This window comes from Cyclobacterium amurskyense, from assembly GCF_001050135.1.
GTDB classification, from domain to species: domain Bacteria; phylum Bacteroidota; class Bacteroidia; order Cytophagales; family Cyclobacteriaceae; genus Cyclobacterium; species Cyclobacterium amurskyense.
Genome location: NZ_CP012040.1, coordinates 2,264,352 through 2,280,036, shown reverse-complemented (window position 1 = coordinate 2,280,036; position 15,685 = coordinate 2,264,352). Strand labels below are relative to the sequence as shown.

Annotated in this window: 17 protein-coding genes; 5 read left to right on the top strand and 12 right to left on the bottom strand. The window is 35.5% G+C overall.

The features are described from left to right. Positions 1 to 467: 467 nt before the first annotated feature. Positions 468 to 935, bottom strand: coding sequence for a hypothetical protein (locus CA2015_RS09415; protein WP_048641674.1), 468 nt, complete (start codon positions 933 to 935; stop codon positions 468 to 470). Positions 936 to 1,529: 594 nt separating this feature from the next. Next, positions 1,530 to 1,958: a hypothetical protein gene (locus tag CA2015_RS09410; RefSeq protein WP_169786476.1), complete on the bottom strand. Its 429-nt coding sequence runs from the start codon at positions 1,956 to 1,958 to the stop codon at positions 1,530 to 1,532. A gap of 688 nt (positions 1,959 to 2,646) precedes the next feature. On the opposite strand from CA2015_RS09410, the gene CA2015_RS09405 reads away from it, so the two are divergent. The 4 genes from CA2015_RS09405 (at position 2,647) to CA2015_RS09395 (ending at position 4,679) form a co-directional block, all read left to right on the top strand. After that, positions 2,647 to 2,970 (top strand): transposase, encoded by a 324-nt coding sequence (locus tag CA2015_RS09405; RefSeq protein ID WP_205749808.1) that lies wholly within the window; start codon positions 2,647 to 2,649, stop codon positions 2,968 to 2,970. After that, positions 2,971 to 3,126: a hypothetical protein gene (locus CA2015_RS25055; protein WP_205749827.1), complete on the top strand. Its 156-nt coding sequence runs from the start codon at positions 2,971 to 2,973 to the stop codon at positions 3,124 to 3,126. A 147-nt stretch (positions 3,127 to 3,273) separates the two neighbouring features. Continuing rightward, on the top strand, positions 3,274 to 3,666 hold the full coding sequence (locus CA2015_RS09400; RefSeq protein WP_048640786.1) for a hypothetical protein: 393 nt from the start codon (positions 3,274 to 3,276) through the stop codon (positions 3,664 to 3,666). Between the two features lie 2 nt (positions 3,667 to 3,668). Next, on the top strand, positions 3,669 to 4,679 hold the full coding sequence (locus tag CA2015_RS09395) for an IS3 family transposase (RefSeq protein WP_048640785.1): 1,011 nt from the start codon (positions 3,669 to 3,671) through the stop codon (positions 4,677 to 4,679). A 345-nt stretch (positions 4,680 to 5,024) separates the two neighbouring features. On the opposite strand, the gene CA2015_RS09390 is transcribed toward CA2015_RS09395, so the two are convergent. The 8 genes from CA2015_RS09390 to CA2015_RS09350 all read right to left on the bottom strand — a co-directional run bounded on the left by CA2015_RS09390 (position 5,025) and on the right by CA2015_RS09350 (position 12,844). Further along, entirely contained in the window at positions 5,025 to 5,342 is a 318-nt protein-coding gene (locus CA2015_RS09390) for a type II toxin-antitoxin system RelE/ParE family toxin (protein WP_048641672.1), read from the bottom strand. Then, positions 5,333 to 5,575 (bottom strand): hypothetical protein, encoded by a 243-nt coding sequence (locus CA2015_RS09385; RefSeq protein WP_048641671.1) that lies wholly within the window; start codon positions 5,573 to 5,575, stop codon positions 5,333 to 5,335. Before CA2015_RS09385 ends, CA2015_RS09390 begins: the two co-directional genes overlap by 10 nt. 676 nt (positions 5,576 to 6,251) lie before the next feature. Continuing rightward, positions 6,252 to 8,840 (bottom strand): DUF4132 domain-containing protein, encoded by a 2,589-nt coding sequence (locus tag CA2015_RS09380; protein ID WP_048641670.1) that lies wholly within the window; start codon positions 8,838 to 8,840, stop codon positions 6,252 to 6,254. Between the two features lie 15 nt (positions 8,841 to 8,855). Beyond that, positions 8,856 to 9,239, bottom strand: coding sequence for a hypothetical protein (locus CA2015_RS09375; RefSeq protein WP_048641669.1), 384 nt, complete (start codon positions 9,237 to 9,239; stop codon positions 8,856 to 8,858). Between the two features lie 632 nt (positions 9,240 to 9,871). After that, positions 9,872 to 10,690 carry a CPBP family intramembrane glutamic endopeptidase gene (locus CA2015_RS09370; RefSeq protein ID WP_048641668.1) on the bottom strand — a complete coding sequence of 273 codons (819 nt, stop codon included), beginning with the start codon at positions 10,688 to 10,690 and terminating at the stop codon, positions 9,872 to 9,874. 254 nt (positions 10,691 to 10,944) lie between these two features. Continuing rightward, positions 10,945 to 11,124, bottom strand: coding sequence for a hypothetical protein (locus tag CA2015_RS09365; protein ID WP_048641667.1), 180 nt, complete (start codon positions 11,122 to 11,124; stop codon positions 10,945 to 10,947). A 55-nt stretch (positions 11,125 to 11,179) separates the two neighbouring features. Further along, the gene (locus CA2015_RS09360; RefSeq protein ID WP_048641666.1) at positions 11,180 to 11,746 is read right to left on the bottom strand and encodes a hypothetical protein; all 567 of its coding nucleotides are present in this window, start codon (positions 11,744 to 11,746) and stop codon (positions 11,180 to 11,182) included. Positions 11,747 to 12,496: 750 nt separating this feature from the next. Continuing rightward, positions 12,497 to 12,844, bottom strand: a complete 348-nt coding sequence (locus tag CA2015_RS09350; protein WP_048641664.1) for a protein-tyrosine-phosphatase — start codon at positions 12,842 to 12,844, stop codon at positions 12,497 to 12,499. Positions 12,845 to 12,988: 144 nt separating this feature from the next. On the opposite strand from CA2015_RS09350, the gene CA2015_RS09345 reads away from it, so the two are divergent. Then, complete coding sequence (locus tag CA2015_RS09345; RefSeq protein ID WP_048641663.1) at positions 12,989 to 13,174, top strand: hypothetical protein; 186 nt, start codon at positions 12,989 to 12,991, stop codon at positions 13,172 to 13,174. An 18-nt stretch (positions 13,175 to 13,192) separates the two neighbouring features. Here the strand turns inward: CA2015_RS09345 and CA2015_RS09340 are convergent, their stop codons facing one another. Together CA2015_RS09340 and rhuM are read right to left on the bottom strand one after the other, a co-directional pair. Further along, on the bottom strand, positions 13,193 to 13,957 hold the full coding sequence (locus CA2015_RS09340; RefSeq protein ID WP_048641662.1) for a hypothetical protein: 765 nt from the start codon (positions 13,955 to 13,957) through the stop codon (positions 13,193 to 13,195). Between the two features lie 681 nt (positions 13,958 to 14,638). Continuing rightward, positions 14,639 to 15,526: a virulence protein RhuM/Fic/DOC family protein gene (rhuM, locus tag CA2015_RS09335; RefSeq protein WP_240477955.1), complete on the bottom strand. Its 888-nt coding sequence runs from the start codon at positions 15,524 to 15,526 to the stop codon at positions 14,639 to 14,641. Positions 15,527 to 15,685 lie beyond the last annotated feature (159 nt).

Genomic DNA, 15,685 nt, shown 5'->3' with positions numbered 1-15,685 from the left:
AAATAACTACTCAATAGGAGTGGGCTTTAGCCCATTTTTAAAAAGGGTAAAACAGCATCCGGCTTTAGCCAAAATTTAGCTAACAAAAGTATTAATAGGAAATTGAACTATACCAAAGGGAAGATGGCTGCAAACTTATTCATTCTAGGGGGGCAATATGGTCCGATTTATTTATAAAACCCATCCAAAACATTTACCCCGGATTTATCAAAAAGCTTAAATGAAATCATTGGGACATCTATGCCTCCGGTTACCTGAGACCTCAAAAATCATGAAACAAGGACTTAAAAGTGCTACTAGACAATCAATTCGTCTAATTTTAATGCCAGCTAATTCCCTTTACCAAGTAAAAAGCCTATCCAACCCCCATAGCAGAAGACTACCTGAGGCAGAGTCCCAATCTTGGCTGCTCAGGACTACAATAAATCGAAGCCTTAAATTGCATCATTGTAGCTTAATTGTTGGCGTTAGTTTTTTATATAGAATTCTACATCGTCTATTTTGAACAAATAATCTGTAAAGGGTCTTTCGTTTTGAGAATTGTATGGTTTTACCCTCACAAATTCTCCTTTCATTTCACCTTCTTGGTCACAGTCGAAAAGCCTGTTGAATTTGAATATCGTATCATCATTTTGAAATTCGTAGTCCTTCCATTCGCAATAAAGCCCTTTTTTTATGCCACCTTTCGTTTGAGTTATTCGTTTTCTAGGGACTACATAAATATCCCAACAATCCTTAAAATCTGGTTCTTGGGCATAGTCAAATATTTTTGCCTGAACTAATGAGTCAAAAAGTCCTTTTTCTACAAGTGAAAATGCTTTATCAACCTCGAAAATAAAATCGCCTGCAACCGATTGGTCAATTACATAATATGTGTTCCAGATATGCATTAATGCCTCTCTATAGGTCAATATTATACTGGTGACTTTCTTCATTTTTATAATTTGCGCATAAAATAGATCCTGACAACCTATATTAATTATACCTATAAAGATAATAATATGAAGTAAACTTGCAGCCACTGACAGGTAATGATTGAAAACTTTAAGACCTAATTCAAGACATATGTAGTTAATTACAATAAGACATTCCTGCTACTAAACCCATATTCAACCCTTCCAGGGTTGCAGGTTAGATAAATACTTTCCTAACCACGGGTGCCACCCGTGGCTATTATTATTGAAGCCCCTCAGGCTTCACGATTTGAAACAAAGCCATATTCCAAAAAATAGCTATTAATAGGAATTGGATTTAGCCTATTTTTAAAAAGGGTAATACAGCATCCGGCTTTAGCCAAAATCTAACCAACAAAAGGATTAATAGGAAATTGAATTTTACTAAAGGAAAGAGGACTGCAAATTATTTTAGGGTTTCAATATGGTCCGTTTTATTTATTACTCCCCTCCTTTCAAAATAATCCTAATTTTCACTTAATAAACTGGTCCCTGAGCACGGTCCCTTAGCCTGCCGAAGGGTGTCGAAGGGATCCAGCCGTCAGAATGTTTAGTTATTGACGGGTCGTATTTTTTCTATTCTTTTAATTTTATCGCTCTGTCAGCAATCTTTTGAAAGTGTTGTGCGTCCTTGTCCACGTGGTATGAACTCTTTCCAATGATTCCTCTTCTGTTCATTGACGAGTCAAGTCCTGTCAGATCAATAATCATCTTTTGTCTGTCCTTATTCTTCAAATCTTCGAGTCGGTTAATTAAGTCAGACCGAAAATCTATTTTCCTTAGTTGTTCATTGTTTACAAGTGTCCGACATGCTGCAAAAACTTCACCTTCATTAACTGTCTGCAATACAATGTCAATGAGTTTACTCGTGTCTGGTAGAGGCAGCCGTCCCATAACTGGATTTCCACCACCATGATATTCGGTATCAACTCTGTAGTAAAGCCACTTATCACCTGTTTCATTGTCAACGTAGGTTGTAGTCCAATTAGCTTCATCATTCGCCACTTGGTCAAACCGGCTATCTAACTCTTCAATTAGTTTTTTTTCAGTAATGAAATATCTTTTATGTAGTTCTATTGTTATCATTTTTGCATGCCTGCACAGCGTATTCCCTGACCCCCTACTTTATTAATACCTATAAAGATAATAATAAGCGGAGAATCAGCAACTAACAGGTAAGGAATAAAATGCTAATTCTAAATCAAGAATAAAGGAACTTTCTATCATAAAGACTATTCAAGCTCCAAGGCTCCTTCAACCCTTCCAGGGTTGCAGATTTAATAAATGCTTCCCTATCCACGGTTGCCACCCGTGCTTATTGTTGTTGAAACCTCGGCTGGGTGTAGAATCCTCTACACCCTTTTATTCCTAACTGACTTCTAAGTCGAAATCTTTTATATGCCATTTGCAATGGCTTCTGAAGCCCCCCTTTATGTAAACAAATGGATAAAATTTTGAATACTGTACTGAAATTTGAAACCCCAACCCAATCAACAATACACTTGGGCAGCATTCATTGGCAATTCATTCAAGGATAGACTATTTTTAGTTATGGGAGAGGCTTATCAAATAAGAGATCAGGAAATCGAGCATGACAAAATCGTCAGGCCAAAAAATGATTATTGTAGCGAGATTCCACCCCGATAAACCGGGGCAAGTTCTGACCTTTGGAAAACAAATATAAACAGATGAAATGCCCTATTTTTTAACATTCCAAGTGGTGGGATGGGCAGATGTGTTTTCAAGAAAAGTCTATCGAGATTTTATCTTGGAAAATTTGGCTTATTGTAGAAAGGAAAAGGGACTTTTCCTCTTTGGTTATGTCATCATGACCAATCACCTTTACTTGGTTGTTCAACAAAAAGATGCGAATTTATCAGGATGGGTGCGTGATTTTAAGAAATTTACAAGCAAGAAATTGCTAAAAATGATAATTGAAAACCCTCAGGAAAGCAGAAAGGAATGGTTGAAGATAATTTTTGCCTATCATGCGAAATCTAATAAAAGAACTGGGTAGATGCAATTTTGGACACATGAAAACCATGCTATCGAACTTTATCGAACTGAAATGATTGAAAGTAGAATGAATTATATACATGAGAATCCAGTAAGGGCAGGAATCGTGGAAAAACCAGAGGATTACATGTGTTCGAGTGCAAGAAATCGAGCATGACCCAATTGTCACGCGATTAGACGATCATCAGCTATGCGAGATTCCACCCCGATAAACCGGGGCAAGTTCTGACCATTAAAAAACGGTCGTGTACTGAAATAGGTTGACACAATTTAATTAAAAATTGTAAACCTATAATCGGACAAAATGAGTGAATTACAAAAGTTCTCCGAAGATGCAAGGAGAAAAATCGTTATGGAAGTACTTTCAGGTACTTTAAGCAAAGAACAGGCAAGGCATATTTATGGAATTAAAAGCAAATCCGCTATCTTGGAATGGATGAGGATTTTTGCTGGTCTTGAAAGAAGGCTTCCTAAAGATCCTCTTCCGATTTTAAAAAACATGGCAATAAAAGAGGATTCCAATAGTGAGTTAAAAGCCCGTATAAGGCAACTTGAAGAAGAGCTGAAGCTTAGCCGTTTGAAGGGCAGGGCATACCAGATCATGGTAGATATTGCCAAAGAAGAATATGGGCTAGATCTTGAAAAAAAGTCTGGTGCCAAACAGTTCAAAGACTCAGAGAAGAAGAACCAAAAGTAAGTTTGGCCCAACTTTGTGAATTGTTTGGCAAGAGCAGGCAGGGCTACTATAAAGCTTTAAATTATATTTACCGCGGGGCATTTGAGGAAGAGGTGGTCTTGAGTCTTGTTTTAAAGATCAGAAAGAAGGCCAAAACATCCAGATGGGGGTTGAGAAAGATAAACCCTCTGATTCAGAAAGACCTAATAGGAATGAAAATCAAGATAGGCAGGGATAAACTGTTTGATTTGCTTCGAGTGAACGGGTTATTAGTAACCAAAAGAAAAAGGAAGTTTTTCACTACCCAAAGCCATCATTGGCTTAGGAAGTACCATAACCTGGTAGAAAACATGGTTGTCTACAGGCCCAACCAGTTATGGGTTTCCGATATTACCTACCTTTTACTAAATGGGCAAGTCATGTATCTGTATCTTATTACGGATGCTTATTCCCAGAAAATAGTGGGCTGGAATCTTTCTCTGGATCTGAAGGCTGAATCAGCACTTGAAGCCCTGAAGGTGGCTTTCCAGTCTCAAGAAAACATTAACCATTATTCCCTTGTCCATCATTCGGACCGTGGGGTACAGTACTGCAGTTATGATTACACCGACCTATTGAAAAAGAAGAAAGTTTGGATCAGTATGACGAAGCCCGCTTCACCACATGAAAATGCCATAGCGGAAAGAGTAAATGGAATCCTAAAGGAAGAGTGGCTGGAGGATATTGCAGGAGAAACAAATATCAACCCGAAAAAATACATCATTAAAATTATCAAAATCTATAATGATATGAGACCACACGAGAGTTTAGGAAATCTAACACCTAACCAAGTACATGACGAAGGTTTTACAAGGCATGATACCGAACGCGTTATTGGAAAGAAATATAATTGGAAAAAGAAGACCGAACCTGTCAAGGCCCGGTCTGAAAATAGCAACGCTATCGGACCAAACGACTATTCCTTGGCAAGTTGCTCCTCAGCAGAGCTTGCCTCCGCTTTATCGTGGTACTGTAAGTTAAATGAAACTTCTTAGAAATTAAAACACTTACTATATTTGAAAAACAAAAGTGTCAACCATTTTCAGGACGAGACAAACAATTATAAACAGATGAAATTATGCTGGATTAGAAGGTTTGATAACCGTGGATCATTGGTAATTCCGTCCAATTCCAATTGCAAATTGGAAAGGATAGAAGGGTGTTTTGCAAACCTACACCCAGTTCACGAAGACATAAACTACACCTAGCGGGGGACCTCAAAAATTATGAAGCAAAGTATACAGGCGCTGCAAGAAGCTGAGTCCCAACTCTGACTGCTCAGAACTAATGAACCAAAGCCTTAATCGCATCATTGTAGCTTAATTGTTGTGCAACTGGCTTTAGATGGTTCTTTTTATTTTTAGTGGGTTTTGTCTAGTATCGAAAACATCATTTATTTCAATCCTGTTTTCTTCTTCATTAATCCAATAAATGACTTTATAATTCTTGTAAACTAAATATCTAAATTCTTGTTTTCTGTTCTTTAAAAATTCCTCTACTTGCCCAATTCTAGGTTGAATTTTTAATTTTAGAACTTCATTGTAAATTCCGTTAACGAGATTTTTAGCAACTCGGACTCCTGCTTTTTCTCGATAGTATTCATAGATTTTCTCGAGCTCTTTTTGAGAAAAATCAGTCCAAAATAAATTTAATTCCACTTATCAATTTTTGCTTTCAATTCACTCGCTTCGATTAACCGGCCATTTTTTGAATCTTCCATAGATTGGTCAATTCGAGAGTTAAACTTCTCAATTGTCATTGGTTTAAAATCATCGTTTTCTGATATTTTATTTTCCTTTCTCAAGATTTTTTCAAGCCTTGAAATAACCTCTTCACTTTCAATTTTTAAAAATTCTTGTATAAGTTCCAATTTTCTCGTTTGCAAATCCATCTTTAGCTTTTTATTAAAGATACAAAAATATCAATTTAGTCCTTGCTATTTCTTAAGATAACTGATTTCACAGCTCGTTGCGTAGCATAGCCTCTGATCCGCTACTTTAACACCTACAAAGATAACAATAAGAAGCAGAGAATCAGCAACTAACAGGTAAGTAATACTATCCTAATTCACAATCAAGACAAAAAGTAGCTTTCTATCATAAAGGCTAATTCAGCTCCAAGGCTCCTGTTCAACCCCTTCCAGAGTTGCAGATTTGATAAATGCTTTCCTAACCACGGGTGCCACCCGTGGTTATTATTGTTGAAGCCCCTCAGGCTTCTTGAATATCAAATAAGCCATATTACAAAAAATACCTACTCAATAGGAATGAGCTTTAGCCCATTTTAAAAAGCGGTAAAACAGCATCCGGCTTTAGCCAAAATCTAGCTAACAAAAGGATTAATAGGAAATTGAACTTTGCCAAAGGAAAGATGGCTCCAAATTATTTTATTTTAGGGGGGCAATATGGTCCGTTTTACTAAAAAAGAAAACCATTCCCCATTCTAACCCTAAACCCCAAGGCAACGATCTGGCCCCTGAGCCTGTGGTCCCTGAGCGGAGTCGAAGGGTGCCGAAGGATTCCAGCCGTCAGAATTCTTGGTAATTTCAATATTCGTGTAATTTGATCCTATGATCGATTTATCTGGCTCATTATTGTAGAATCCGTTATTTTATTATCCTCTGCTAATAAAAGCGCCTTACTTAATACAATAGATAAGCCTCTATCACCTTCAAATGGAATAAAAACTTTATCAGTAGAATTTTCTGCAGATCGTGATGGGACAATACATAAATATTGATCATTTGGCTCCATTAAAATATTACCACTACCAATATGGATTTTATAAGTTCTAAGTTGACCTTTAATCATCAAGAATTTGCCATCAATTTCCGCTTTATCCCTTATTTTTTTTAGGCGAGGAAGCAATCTTTCCAAAATAGCTTTTCTAGTTTTTGCAATTTCCGTTAAGTCTCCGAAAGAGTATGATGTCCAGTAGTCGCGGTTTGTTTGTCTTTCTCCGTTATTATCCATCCATTGTGGATCATTCCCTACACTACCTACTCCTACAAACATATCTACATCACGCATTATTTCCGTGAAAATGATTTTTGGGACATCAACCAACTCCATTACCTCACCGTTTTCTTTAGTAAATTTTACTTGGTCAGTTGATATATAGAGCCAAATACCCGTATCATTCCAACTCTCGTCTTGACTTAATTCATCAATCCAAAACTGGGCTGTTATCTTAAATTCTGGTAAATACTTTTCGCATATTTCATTATCTCTGCCATCATCAAAAGCACCTAATAGTGAATATTTCCACCCTCTCAGATTAGCCAAGGAACTAAATTGATGTTGCTTTAAAATATGAGCTGCCATTCTATTGGAATAGGTAAGTGTATTCACTTCTGCATCTGTAAGTATATAAATTTCCCTGAATGCTTGTTTTATTGGCTGTTTCCATTCCAGTTCCATCATTTTTTCCCGCCAGGCAATAATGGTTTCTTCATCAGAATATACCGGATGCCAGAGTTTTACAGTTGTTTCTTCATCAATCCAATTTATTGATTTATGCTCTTTAGAATACCATTTACCATTAAGGGTTATGGCATCGGCAACCATATTTCCTTTTGTAAAAATCCATATTAACTTTTCGGCTATTGGAGCAACTAAGCCATGCTCTAAATAATACTTCTCAAATGACACAAAATCCCAGGTCCTATCTAAAATAAATTGATTGTCTATTCTTTGTTTCTGTGCACTGTATACCTTCTGAATTTCTTTAATTTCCTTTCGGATATCACTAAGTTTTTTAGATAAAGAAGTACTCTTTTTAACTAAACTGGGCACACTTTTAATTGGTAGACCATCCGGCTTGAGCCACTGTTGGCTTACTTTCCTTCCTTCAATAAATATCTTTAGTGAATAGCCATCAAACTGAATTATTTTTTCCCCTTTTACAAGATTAAAATCGGGCACAGCCATCTCCTTTAATTCCTCAACCGAAACATTATATTTCTTGGCCCCTTCTGTTAAATGATTGTCAATCGTCTTTTTTACATTGTTTTGTCGAATTTTAAGTTTAAGCCGAGACAAAGCTCCTAATCCATCTTTACCTCTCATATTTCCTAAAACGTAAACACATGCATTTCCAATGGATGCCGCGGCTGGCCCTTTTCCTGGGATTTTTAAGTACGTCTTTTCACATAGTTTACTGAGTATTCGTATGGTTTCCTTATCAGAGAACCGTTCTACTGTCCAAACCATCCCCTTAATAAATTGTTGGCTGGGATTACACAAGAAAACTGTCTCAACATAATTATAAACCTGACCATTGTATTCATGTGTGGTACTTTCGTTAAAGGGATTATGATTTAATGGAGTTTCTAGCACTCTGTGTGCTATTTTTTTGAATGACTCTAGGCCTATTTTGTCTTGAAGTTTGGCTACTTCTTGACTAAATTTCTTTGACGGTTTAGAACTGGTAACATTCGAGGCTAAATAGAAGATTTGATCAATTGCATCTCTATTTTCTTTGACAGAATTAATAATTTCATTTACTTCATTTCCGATATCATTGGTTTTTAAACTAAATACTGGAATATTTCCTTCCTTTACCAACAAGGCTCTTAATTTTTTAGTGGCCTTTCCCATATCACTACCAAAATATTGTTTATTTGAGGTATTTTTAAACTCTTCCCATTCCAATGCTTCATTTATAAACGAAGTAAGGGTCTTGGATCGCTCATTATTCTTTAAATAATATTCAATTTGTTTTATCGCATGATTAATGGGAAAATCATGAAAATAGCCATTATTATTCCTTGATATTTTATCTGAACTATCTTTAAAGCTTCTCAAAAGTTCAATCCACTCATGTTCATTATAATTTAATTTTCTACGCAGTAAGCCACTTTGTATAGCAAATGCAATAGGCCTGCCAAAATAGTTTATATCATCACTGTTAAATGAATTCCTACCCTTAGATTCAGCAAATTTTATAGAAAAACAACAGATGATATCTGTGAGTTTATTAATAAGAACTTTTTGTTCCTCTTCTGATAATTTTTTTAAATTTTCATATTCTTCAATTCTTGATAAATCATTGGCACTATAAACATAATTAACTTTATTATGAATAGCGGAAATAAGCTTTTTAAGCTCATTATCATCATTTTTTGATTTTATAATTCTTTTAAAAAAATTGAACATCTAATTCTATTTTTATTACCCTCCAACCATAGGAGTTAATTTAATAAATGAAACATGAGTTGACTCGTCAACTAGAAATCTCTGTTCCAGACTATCTACTTGTTCGTCATCTACCAATATGAAAAACCCATTATTTCTAAAAGTTTCGAGTGCAACATATAGCTGTTTTTCCCGATCCAATTTAATGACTTTTTTCCTGTTTAAACGTTTTTCCATGTCATGTGGCAAAACAAGGCCTTTCTGATAATTATTTACATCTTGCTCATATCGCTGTATCTCCGAATTTATTCGGGCTTCTATAAGCTCTAACACAGTTATATATTCCGATTCAAATTGCAAGGATATTTCATGCAAAATATGACCAGCCGCACTTTCATCTGTGACTTTTAAAGTATTCATTTTATTTATTTAAAATTTTAAACTAATCTAACCGATTTTAGGATAGCACACTACTTTCATTAAACTGTCCCGATCCCCTACTTTGTTAATACCTATAAAGATAATAATAAGATGCAAACTATCATCCACTGACAGATAAGGAATATTATTCTTGTAATAAATCAGGACAGACCTTAGTTCCTTAAATTACCCTCTCAATAGGAATTGGCTTTAGCCTATTTTTAAAAAGGGTAATACAGCATCAGGCTTTTGCCAAAATCTAACCAACAAAAGGATTAATTGGAAATTGAACTTTGCCATAGGGAAGATGGCTGCAAACTATTTTATGTTAGGGGGGTCAATATGCTCCGTTTTATTTATCACTCCTCTCCTAACAAAAAAAACCTCAATCTTCACTTCATAAAAGGGCCTGAGCCCCTTCCCTGAACCTGTGGTCCCTATGCGGAGTCGAAGGGTCGAAGGGAGGCGAAGGTTCCAGCCGCCAGAATGCTAAGTAATTGCAAAACGTTTTTTGTTCCATCTCCAGAATAATTGATTTTGGCATAAATTCTCTGTCTAAGACCTAAATCCTTCCACTCGGATTATTTTCACTTCTTTAATAAGGTTGAACAGTCAATTGAGCTTTTTTAGCTCTATGTGTAGGGTGTTCCGATAACGTGAAATACTAAATCAAATGTAATATGTGAAAGTATGGCTATCAATAATCCACGTTTCCAAAATATCCACCCAAAGGTTGTACCTGTTATTAGGTTGCCGATCATTGTTACCCCAATGGTAAAAGGCGTTAGTTCCACAAAGTTTTTCGATAGTGGAAGGTGTATAAGGCCAAAAAAGATTGCTGAAATAAAAATTCCTGTCCAGATTGTTTTACGCGACGGATAATCTACCTTATTCAGGAATTGAATACCGGTAATTATCAATGACATAAGTCCTAATCTGAACATAATTTCTTCAGTAATTCCGGCAGAAAATGAGACAAGCGCATAAAAAGGTTTAGATGGACGTGGTATCTTACCACTAACCGGATAAAGTTCTTTTTGAATTTCAAATAACCCTAATAGAATCAAAGCTACTATTGTCGCCAAAAAAATACTTGATAATACAGCCTCCTTATTTATTATTTCACTAATCGGCTTCTTTGAAAAGAATCTTGCAATTATTGGTGCTCCTAAATTTGCTCTTGATGAAATCCACAGTCCGATAAAAGTTAATATCATACCCAATATCAGACTGCTAATCCCAATTGTTGTCAAATCAGTCATAACTGAATCATTCAGTTTTATTCCTGTTTTGCCTGCCTCTATATTCAATCTTTTGACTTCTCTGCTAAAAGGAATATTTATAATCGATCCAATAATAAATAAAATCAGTACAGTTATTGAAACCGACCAACGGTTCTTTTTCTTTTCCTCTGTGTTCGGTAATACTGACGATGAAAATATTGTTTTCATTTGCTTATTGTTTTTCTTCTTAATAATGACCAATGGCTTGGCTATGCATAGTATCCGTATCCCAAGGGTATGGGGGGTAGTTTTGATGAGGCAGCTTTTTATCAATTAAAATTCATAATTAAAGTCTAGGCTTGGTAGTTTTTTATCGAAGAGTTGAGGCATTTCTTTCTTACCCTATTCAGGCTTAACAAATGATTACATTTTTGTATCGTTTAGTGCCAAGCATTCCTAAGCTCTTTTCCCATATACCCTTCCTATCTGGTCCTCTTCTTTTCCTTTAAGACAAATCCTATTCCGGCTCCGATGGCAACACCTAAAGGGATACCAATAGCCAAGTTCTCCATAGCAACTCCTATTGTTGCCCCTATGCCTGTTCCGATTGCGATTCCTGCAGCTACGTAATTCGTTTGATTATTTTTCTTCATTTCTCTCATTTTTTTCTTCCTTACATTGTAAGTGCAAAGTTTGGATGTTGTTTTCCTGTTTATTCTACAAGCTATACCCAATTCGCAAATGCATATTTAATTCTACTCCTCCCTCGTTCTTTGAATAGCCGGCACCCTTAGCAAGGGTGTAACTATACCCTGCCCCAATACCTGCTTCGTAATTAAAACGTTTCCCTATATTTCTTCTAATTCCCAAAGTAGGAATAATGGAGAAATCACTTACCACCGGAGCATCGTCAGTATTGAACAGCGCCAATTCCGGATGATAACTGGTTTTTAAAGCAATAAAATTACCACTGTTTCCATCAATTCTTTTTGAATTCTCAGCGCGTTTTTTGAGGTTGTAATAAAACCTTGGCTCAACAACAATTACAGGTGTAAGGATAAATGGAGAGTCAAAATCATCATAATAAGTAGTTTCCCATATACCAAAGTCAAAACCAAGCTCTGTTCTTAGGGCAATGTTATTTGATAGTTTTGCTTCATTGTATGCCCAGATTCCTAAAACTCCGGTTTGCAATCCAAATGTTGATTTTTCTACACTTACGTTTTGAGATTTAGCAATTAAAGCAAGTCCACACAATGTCAAGGTCAATATTGTCTTTTTCATAATAATACATTTTTAGAATTTCATTTACAGCGCATGCCCCATATTGCATATTAGTTTAGCTTAGTGCCAATCATTATTCAATGATTGATTACGCTGCTATATCAATTTAATGGTACAAATATGAATCGGAAAAGGAAGTGATTCGTACTGAAATGAAGATTCGAACGTATTTATGAGATTCAATACTTTTGAAGCAGGCTGGATAAATCGCAACCAAGATTTAGGGGTTATCCCTTTATTTTAGAAGAAATTAAAAACAGATTTTCAGGTGATTGAATTTTTTCAGATATAGGGAGCGTCTGAAAGATAACTCCTAGGTATTTTGCTTAAAGTATTGTCCCTTCAAAGCAATATGTTTTAAGCCTTCCTACCCACGGGTTGTCCACCCGTGGACATTTTCATTGAAGCCCCTCAGGCTTCACCATTTGAAACTAAGCCAGATTCCAAAAAATAGCTATTAGTAGGAATGGGCTTTAGCACATTTTTAAAGATCGGTGATACCGCATCCGGCTTTAGCCGAAATTTAGCTAACAAATGGATTAATAGGAAGTTGAACTATACCAAAGGGAAGATGTTTGCAAATTATTTTATTTTAGGGGGTCAATATGCTCCATTTTACGGAAAAAGAAAACTCTCCAGGAAGCCTTAATACCAATGCCACAAACTAGTCCCTGAATCTGTGGTCACTGAACGGAGTCGAAAGGTCGAAGGGCCTGCCGTCAGAATGCTTAGTTATTAGCCAATGATTTTTTATTCAATTTTACATTCAATTTTCAATGTCCAATTGATTTGATCTGTCAACATTTCAATTAGTTCATTGTCTAGATACTCGTACTCATCCTCAATATGAAGAACGTGTAGAGGTGGTAATTTCAGGTGTCGATAAGTGCGTGATATTCTTACACCTTGCTGGTCCTCCATCACAAATATAAAGTCAGACCAATCAATGTCATTTTCACGGATTTGTCGCTCACTTTTTGGACTTAGTCCCACAGAACGAATATTGAATCGATTGTCATTTTTAAATATATACTCAGCAGTTCGACTTCTTCTTTTATTTCGTCCGCAGACAACTAATATGTTTGGTCTGTAAGTCATTTTACTTGTGGAATAGAGCCTAAGAGATTACATCAATACCTATAAAGATAATAAGAAGCAAAGAATCAGCAACATTTTATCGAAAGGCCTTTACTTCAGCCAGAAAAACATCTATCTCTTACGCTTTTAAGACCTCAAAATTCAATGAAGCAAGGACTTAATAATGCTACTAAACAATCAATTCCTCTATTTTTTAATAATTTTACCGCTACTGAATTACTCAACAAAACCAATTTAATCATCATAGAAGAAAGCTACCAGATGCTGAGTCAAATCCTTACTGCTCAAGGCTACAATGAACAAAGCATTAATCACATCATTATAGCTTAATTGTTACCACTTGTTTATTTAAAATTGAATAGTTCTTTCGTTACCTATCAACCCCATATAATTAATTTCAACTCTTTCAATAGCTGATTTTTTGAATCCAAAAGAATATTTCAATACTCCACTTTTTAAATCCCAACTCAAAAATTCATTTCTTGATAACGAATCAATAAAATTGAAATCTTTAATAATATTTGTGGAGTCTCCTATAGCTACATCTAAAATAAGATGTTTAGGTTTTGGCCAAAACTTCAATATTTCGAGAATGTCATTTTGATTTTTTAGTTCTTTAAAGCTTTCATTGCCAGAAGTATAAAGTTTGGCATATTCTTTCATTTTATTTACAGTAGAAGCTTTAGTGTATAATTGATTAAAAAGATTAAGATCAATCTGATAATAACGCCATTTTGAAAGTGCTTTATCATTAGATAAATTCCCATTTTCTACGGAGTCTATTAAAACGTCAATCCTTCTTAAGTTTTCAACTGAATTATCATCAATATTAAATACATAGTAATCTTGACTTGGATGCCCTCCATTATCTTTGTATAGCTTATAAAGCTGAAGGTTATTAGAGGATTTGTACAAAGTAATAGTGTTGTTTTCTTTATCATTTTCAGTAACTATCCTAAAATATATTTTTAGCTCTGTCAGGATATTTGCTCCAAAAAGATCGGTACTTGCAAGTATTATTTTATTATCAACCGATTCAATTCTTTTTTGGATTTCTGGATAAATGATTATGGAAAAGACAATTATTAAAACGATTGAATAATGTTTCTTCATTTTTAATAAGTGAGTAAAATATAGCCTGATAGGCTAATTCATTAATACCTATAAAGATAATAATAAGATGCAAACTATCATCCACTGACAGGTATGGAATATTATTCTTGTAATAAATCAGGACAGAACCTTAGTTCCTAAAATTACCTTATCAATAGGAATGGGCTTTAGCCCATTTTTAAAAGCGGCCCTACCGCATCCGGCTTTAGCCAAAATTATCTGTACAAAAAGTTAATATAGAATTGAACTTTGACAAAGGCAAAGAGGGCTGTAAACTATTTTATTCTCAAGGGTCAACATGGCCTGTTTTATTTACAGGTCTCTGTAGCCCTTAAAGCTCGTTTCTGATAACTTCTTGGCCCATAGAAACTAAATCTATTCCAAGACCTCCTAAGAGTCTGTTCCGTGTTTACGGGATACCGATAAAAATCGACACAGGCTACCTAAAGGATCGGTACAGATATTCACCGGCTGGAATAATTTGGTATCATAGATACCAGATGCCCATGCTGGGCACACACACTGCATTCAGACTAGGCTGTTCCAGCCGTCAGAATGCTTAGTTATTGCCACACGTTTTTACTTTTTGTTTCTATTCAATATACTCACGATTAAATTCTTAACTACATTCATTTCTTCTGGTTTGCTTGCGGCTGTGAAAAGTGTAATGCTAGCAAGAGCTTAATTGCTAATAATGGCGGTTCCATCAATATACATAAGGGCTTTATTGGTTTCAAGGAATAGAAGAAAACAAGCCGCAGCTATTCTCTTGTTGCCATCTTCAAAAGCATGATTCTTAATTATAAGATAGAGTAGAGTTGCAGCTTTTTCTTCAATACTCGGATAAAAATCTTTCTCACCGAAGCCTTTTGAAATTTGGATGATCGCACTTTCGAAGCTTTGGTCTTTCTCAAGTCCGAATACGTCAGACTCAAATTCTAGCTTCATTTGATTTATCAAGGATTGATATTCTTCTTTTGACGGGTATTTTGCGGTCTTTATTGATAGGCCTTTAGAGTCGAGCCTTTCGTGATCATAATCATCTAATAGTGCAAGGCCTTTTGCAAACTTATTAAGCCATTGAATTCCTTCTTCTTGTGCTGTTTCCTCAATAGCCCTTCCTAGTATTTGTATACCGGACTTCAATAATTTTAGCTCTTGATTTTTTTGCTCTAGTCGTATCTCATTAATGGAATACCCTTGGATTAAATAGTCTTTGAGTCTATTGCTTGCCCACTGTCGAAATTGTGTTCCTCTTATGGACTTGACTCTATAACCAACCGAAATAATTACATCGAGATTATAATACTTGGTAGTCTTTGACTGAGTCTTGCCTTTAATAGCACCATGTTCAGTGGTGTATGCAAAATCTGCACATACCATAGATTCATCTAATTCACCTTCTTTGAAAATATTCCTAATGTGCCGTCCGACAACCGTCCTGTCCCGATCAAACAATTCTCCCAATTGTTCTTGATTTAACCAAACTGTATCATCATCAAAAGTCACCTGTTCTTCTGTATGACCGTCAGGGCTTTGATAAATCTCAATTTCACTATTTTCTTTCATTTCTTTTCAATGTGCTAGTAGAGTAGCCCCGGATAGCCTACTTTGTCAGTACCTCTAAAGATACTAATAAAAAGTAAAGAATCAGCGCCACCTTCATCAAACCGTACTCAGTTAATTACAGGGTACTTTTCCTTCATACGACTTACCGATAGCCTTCTT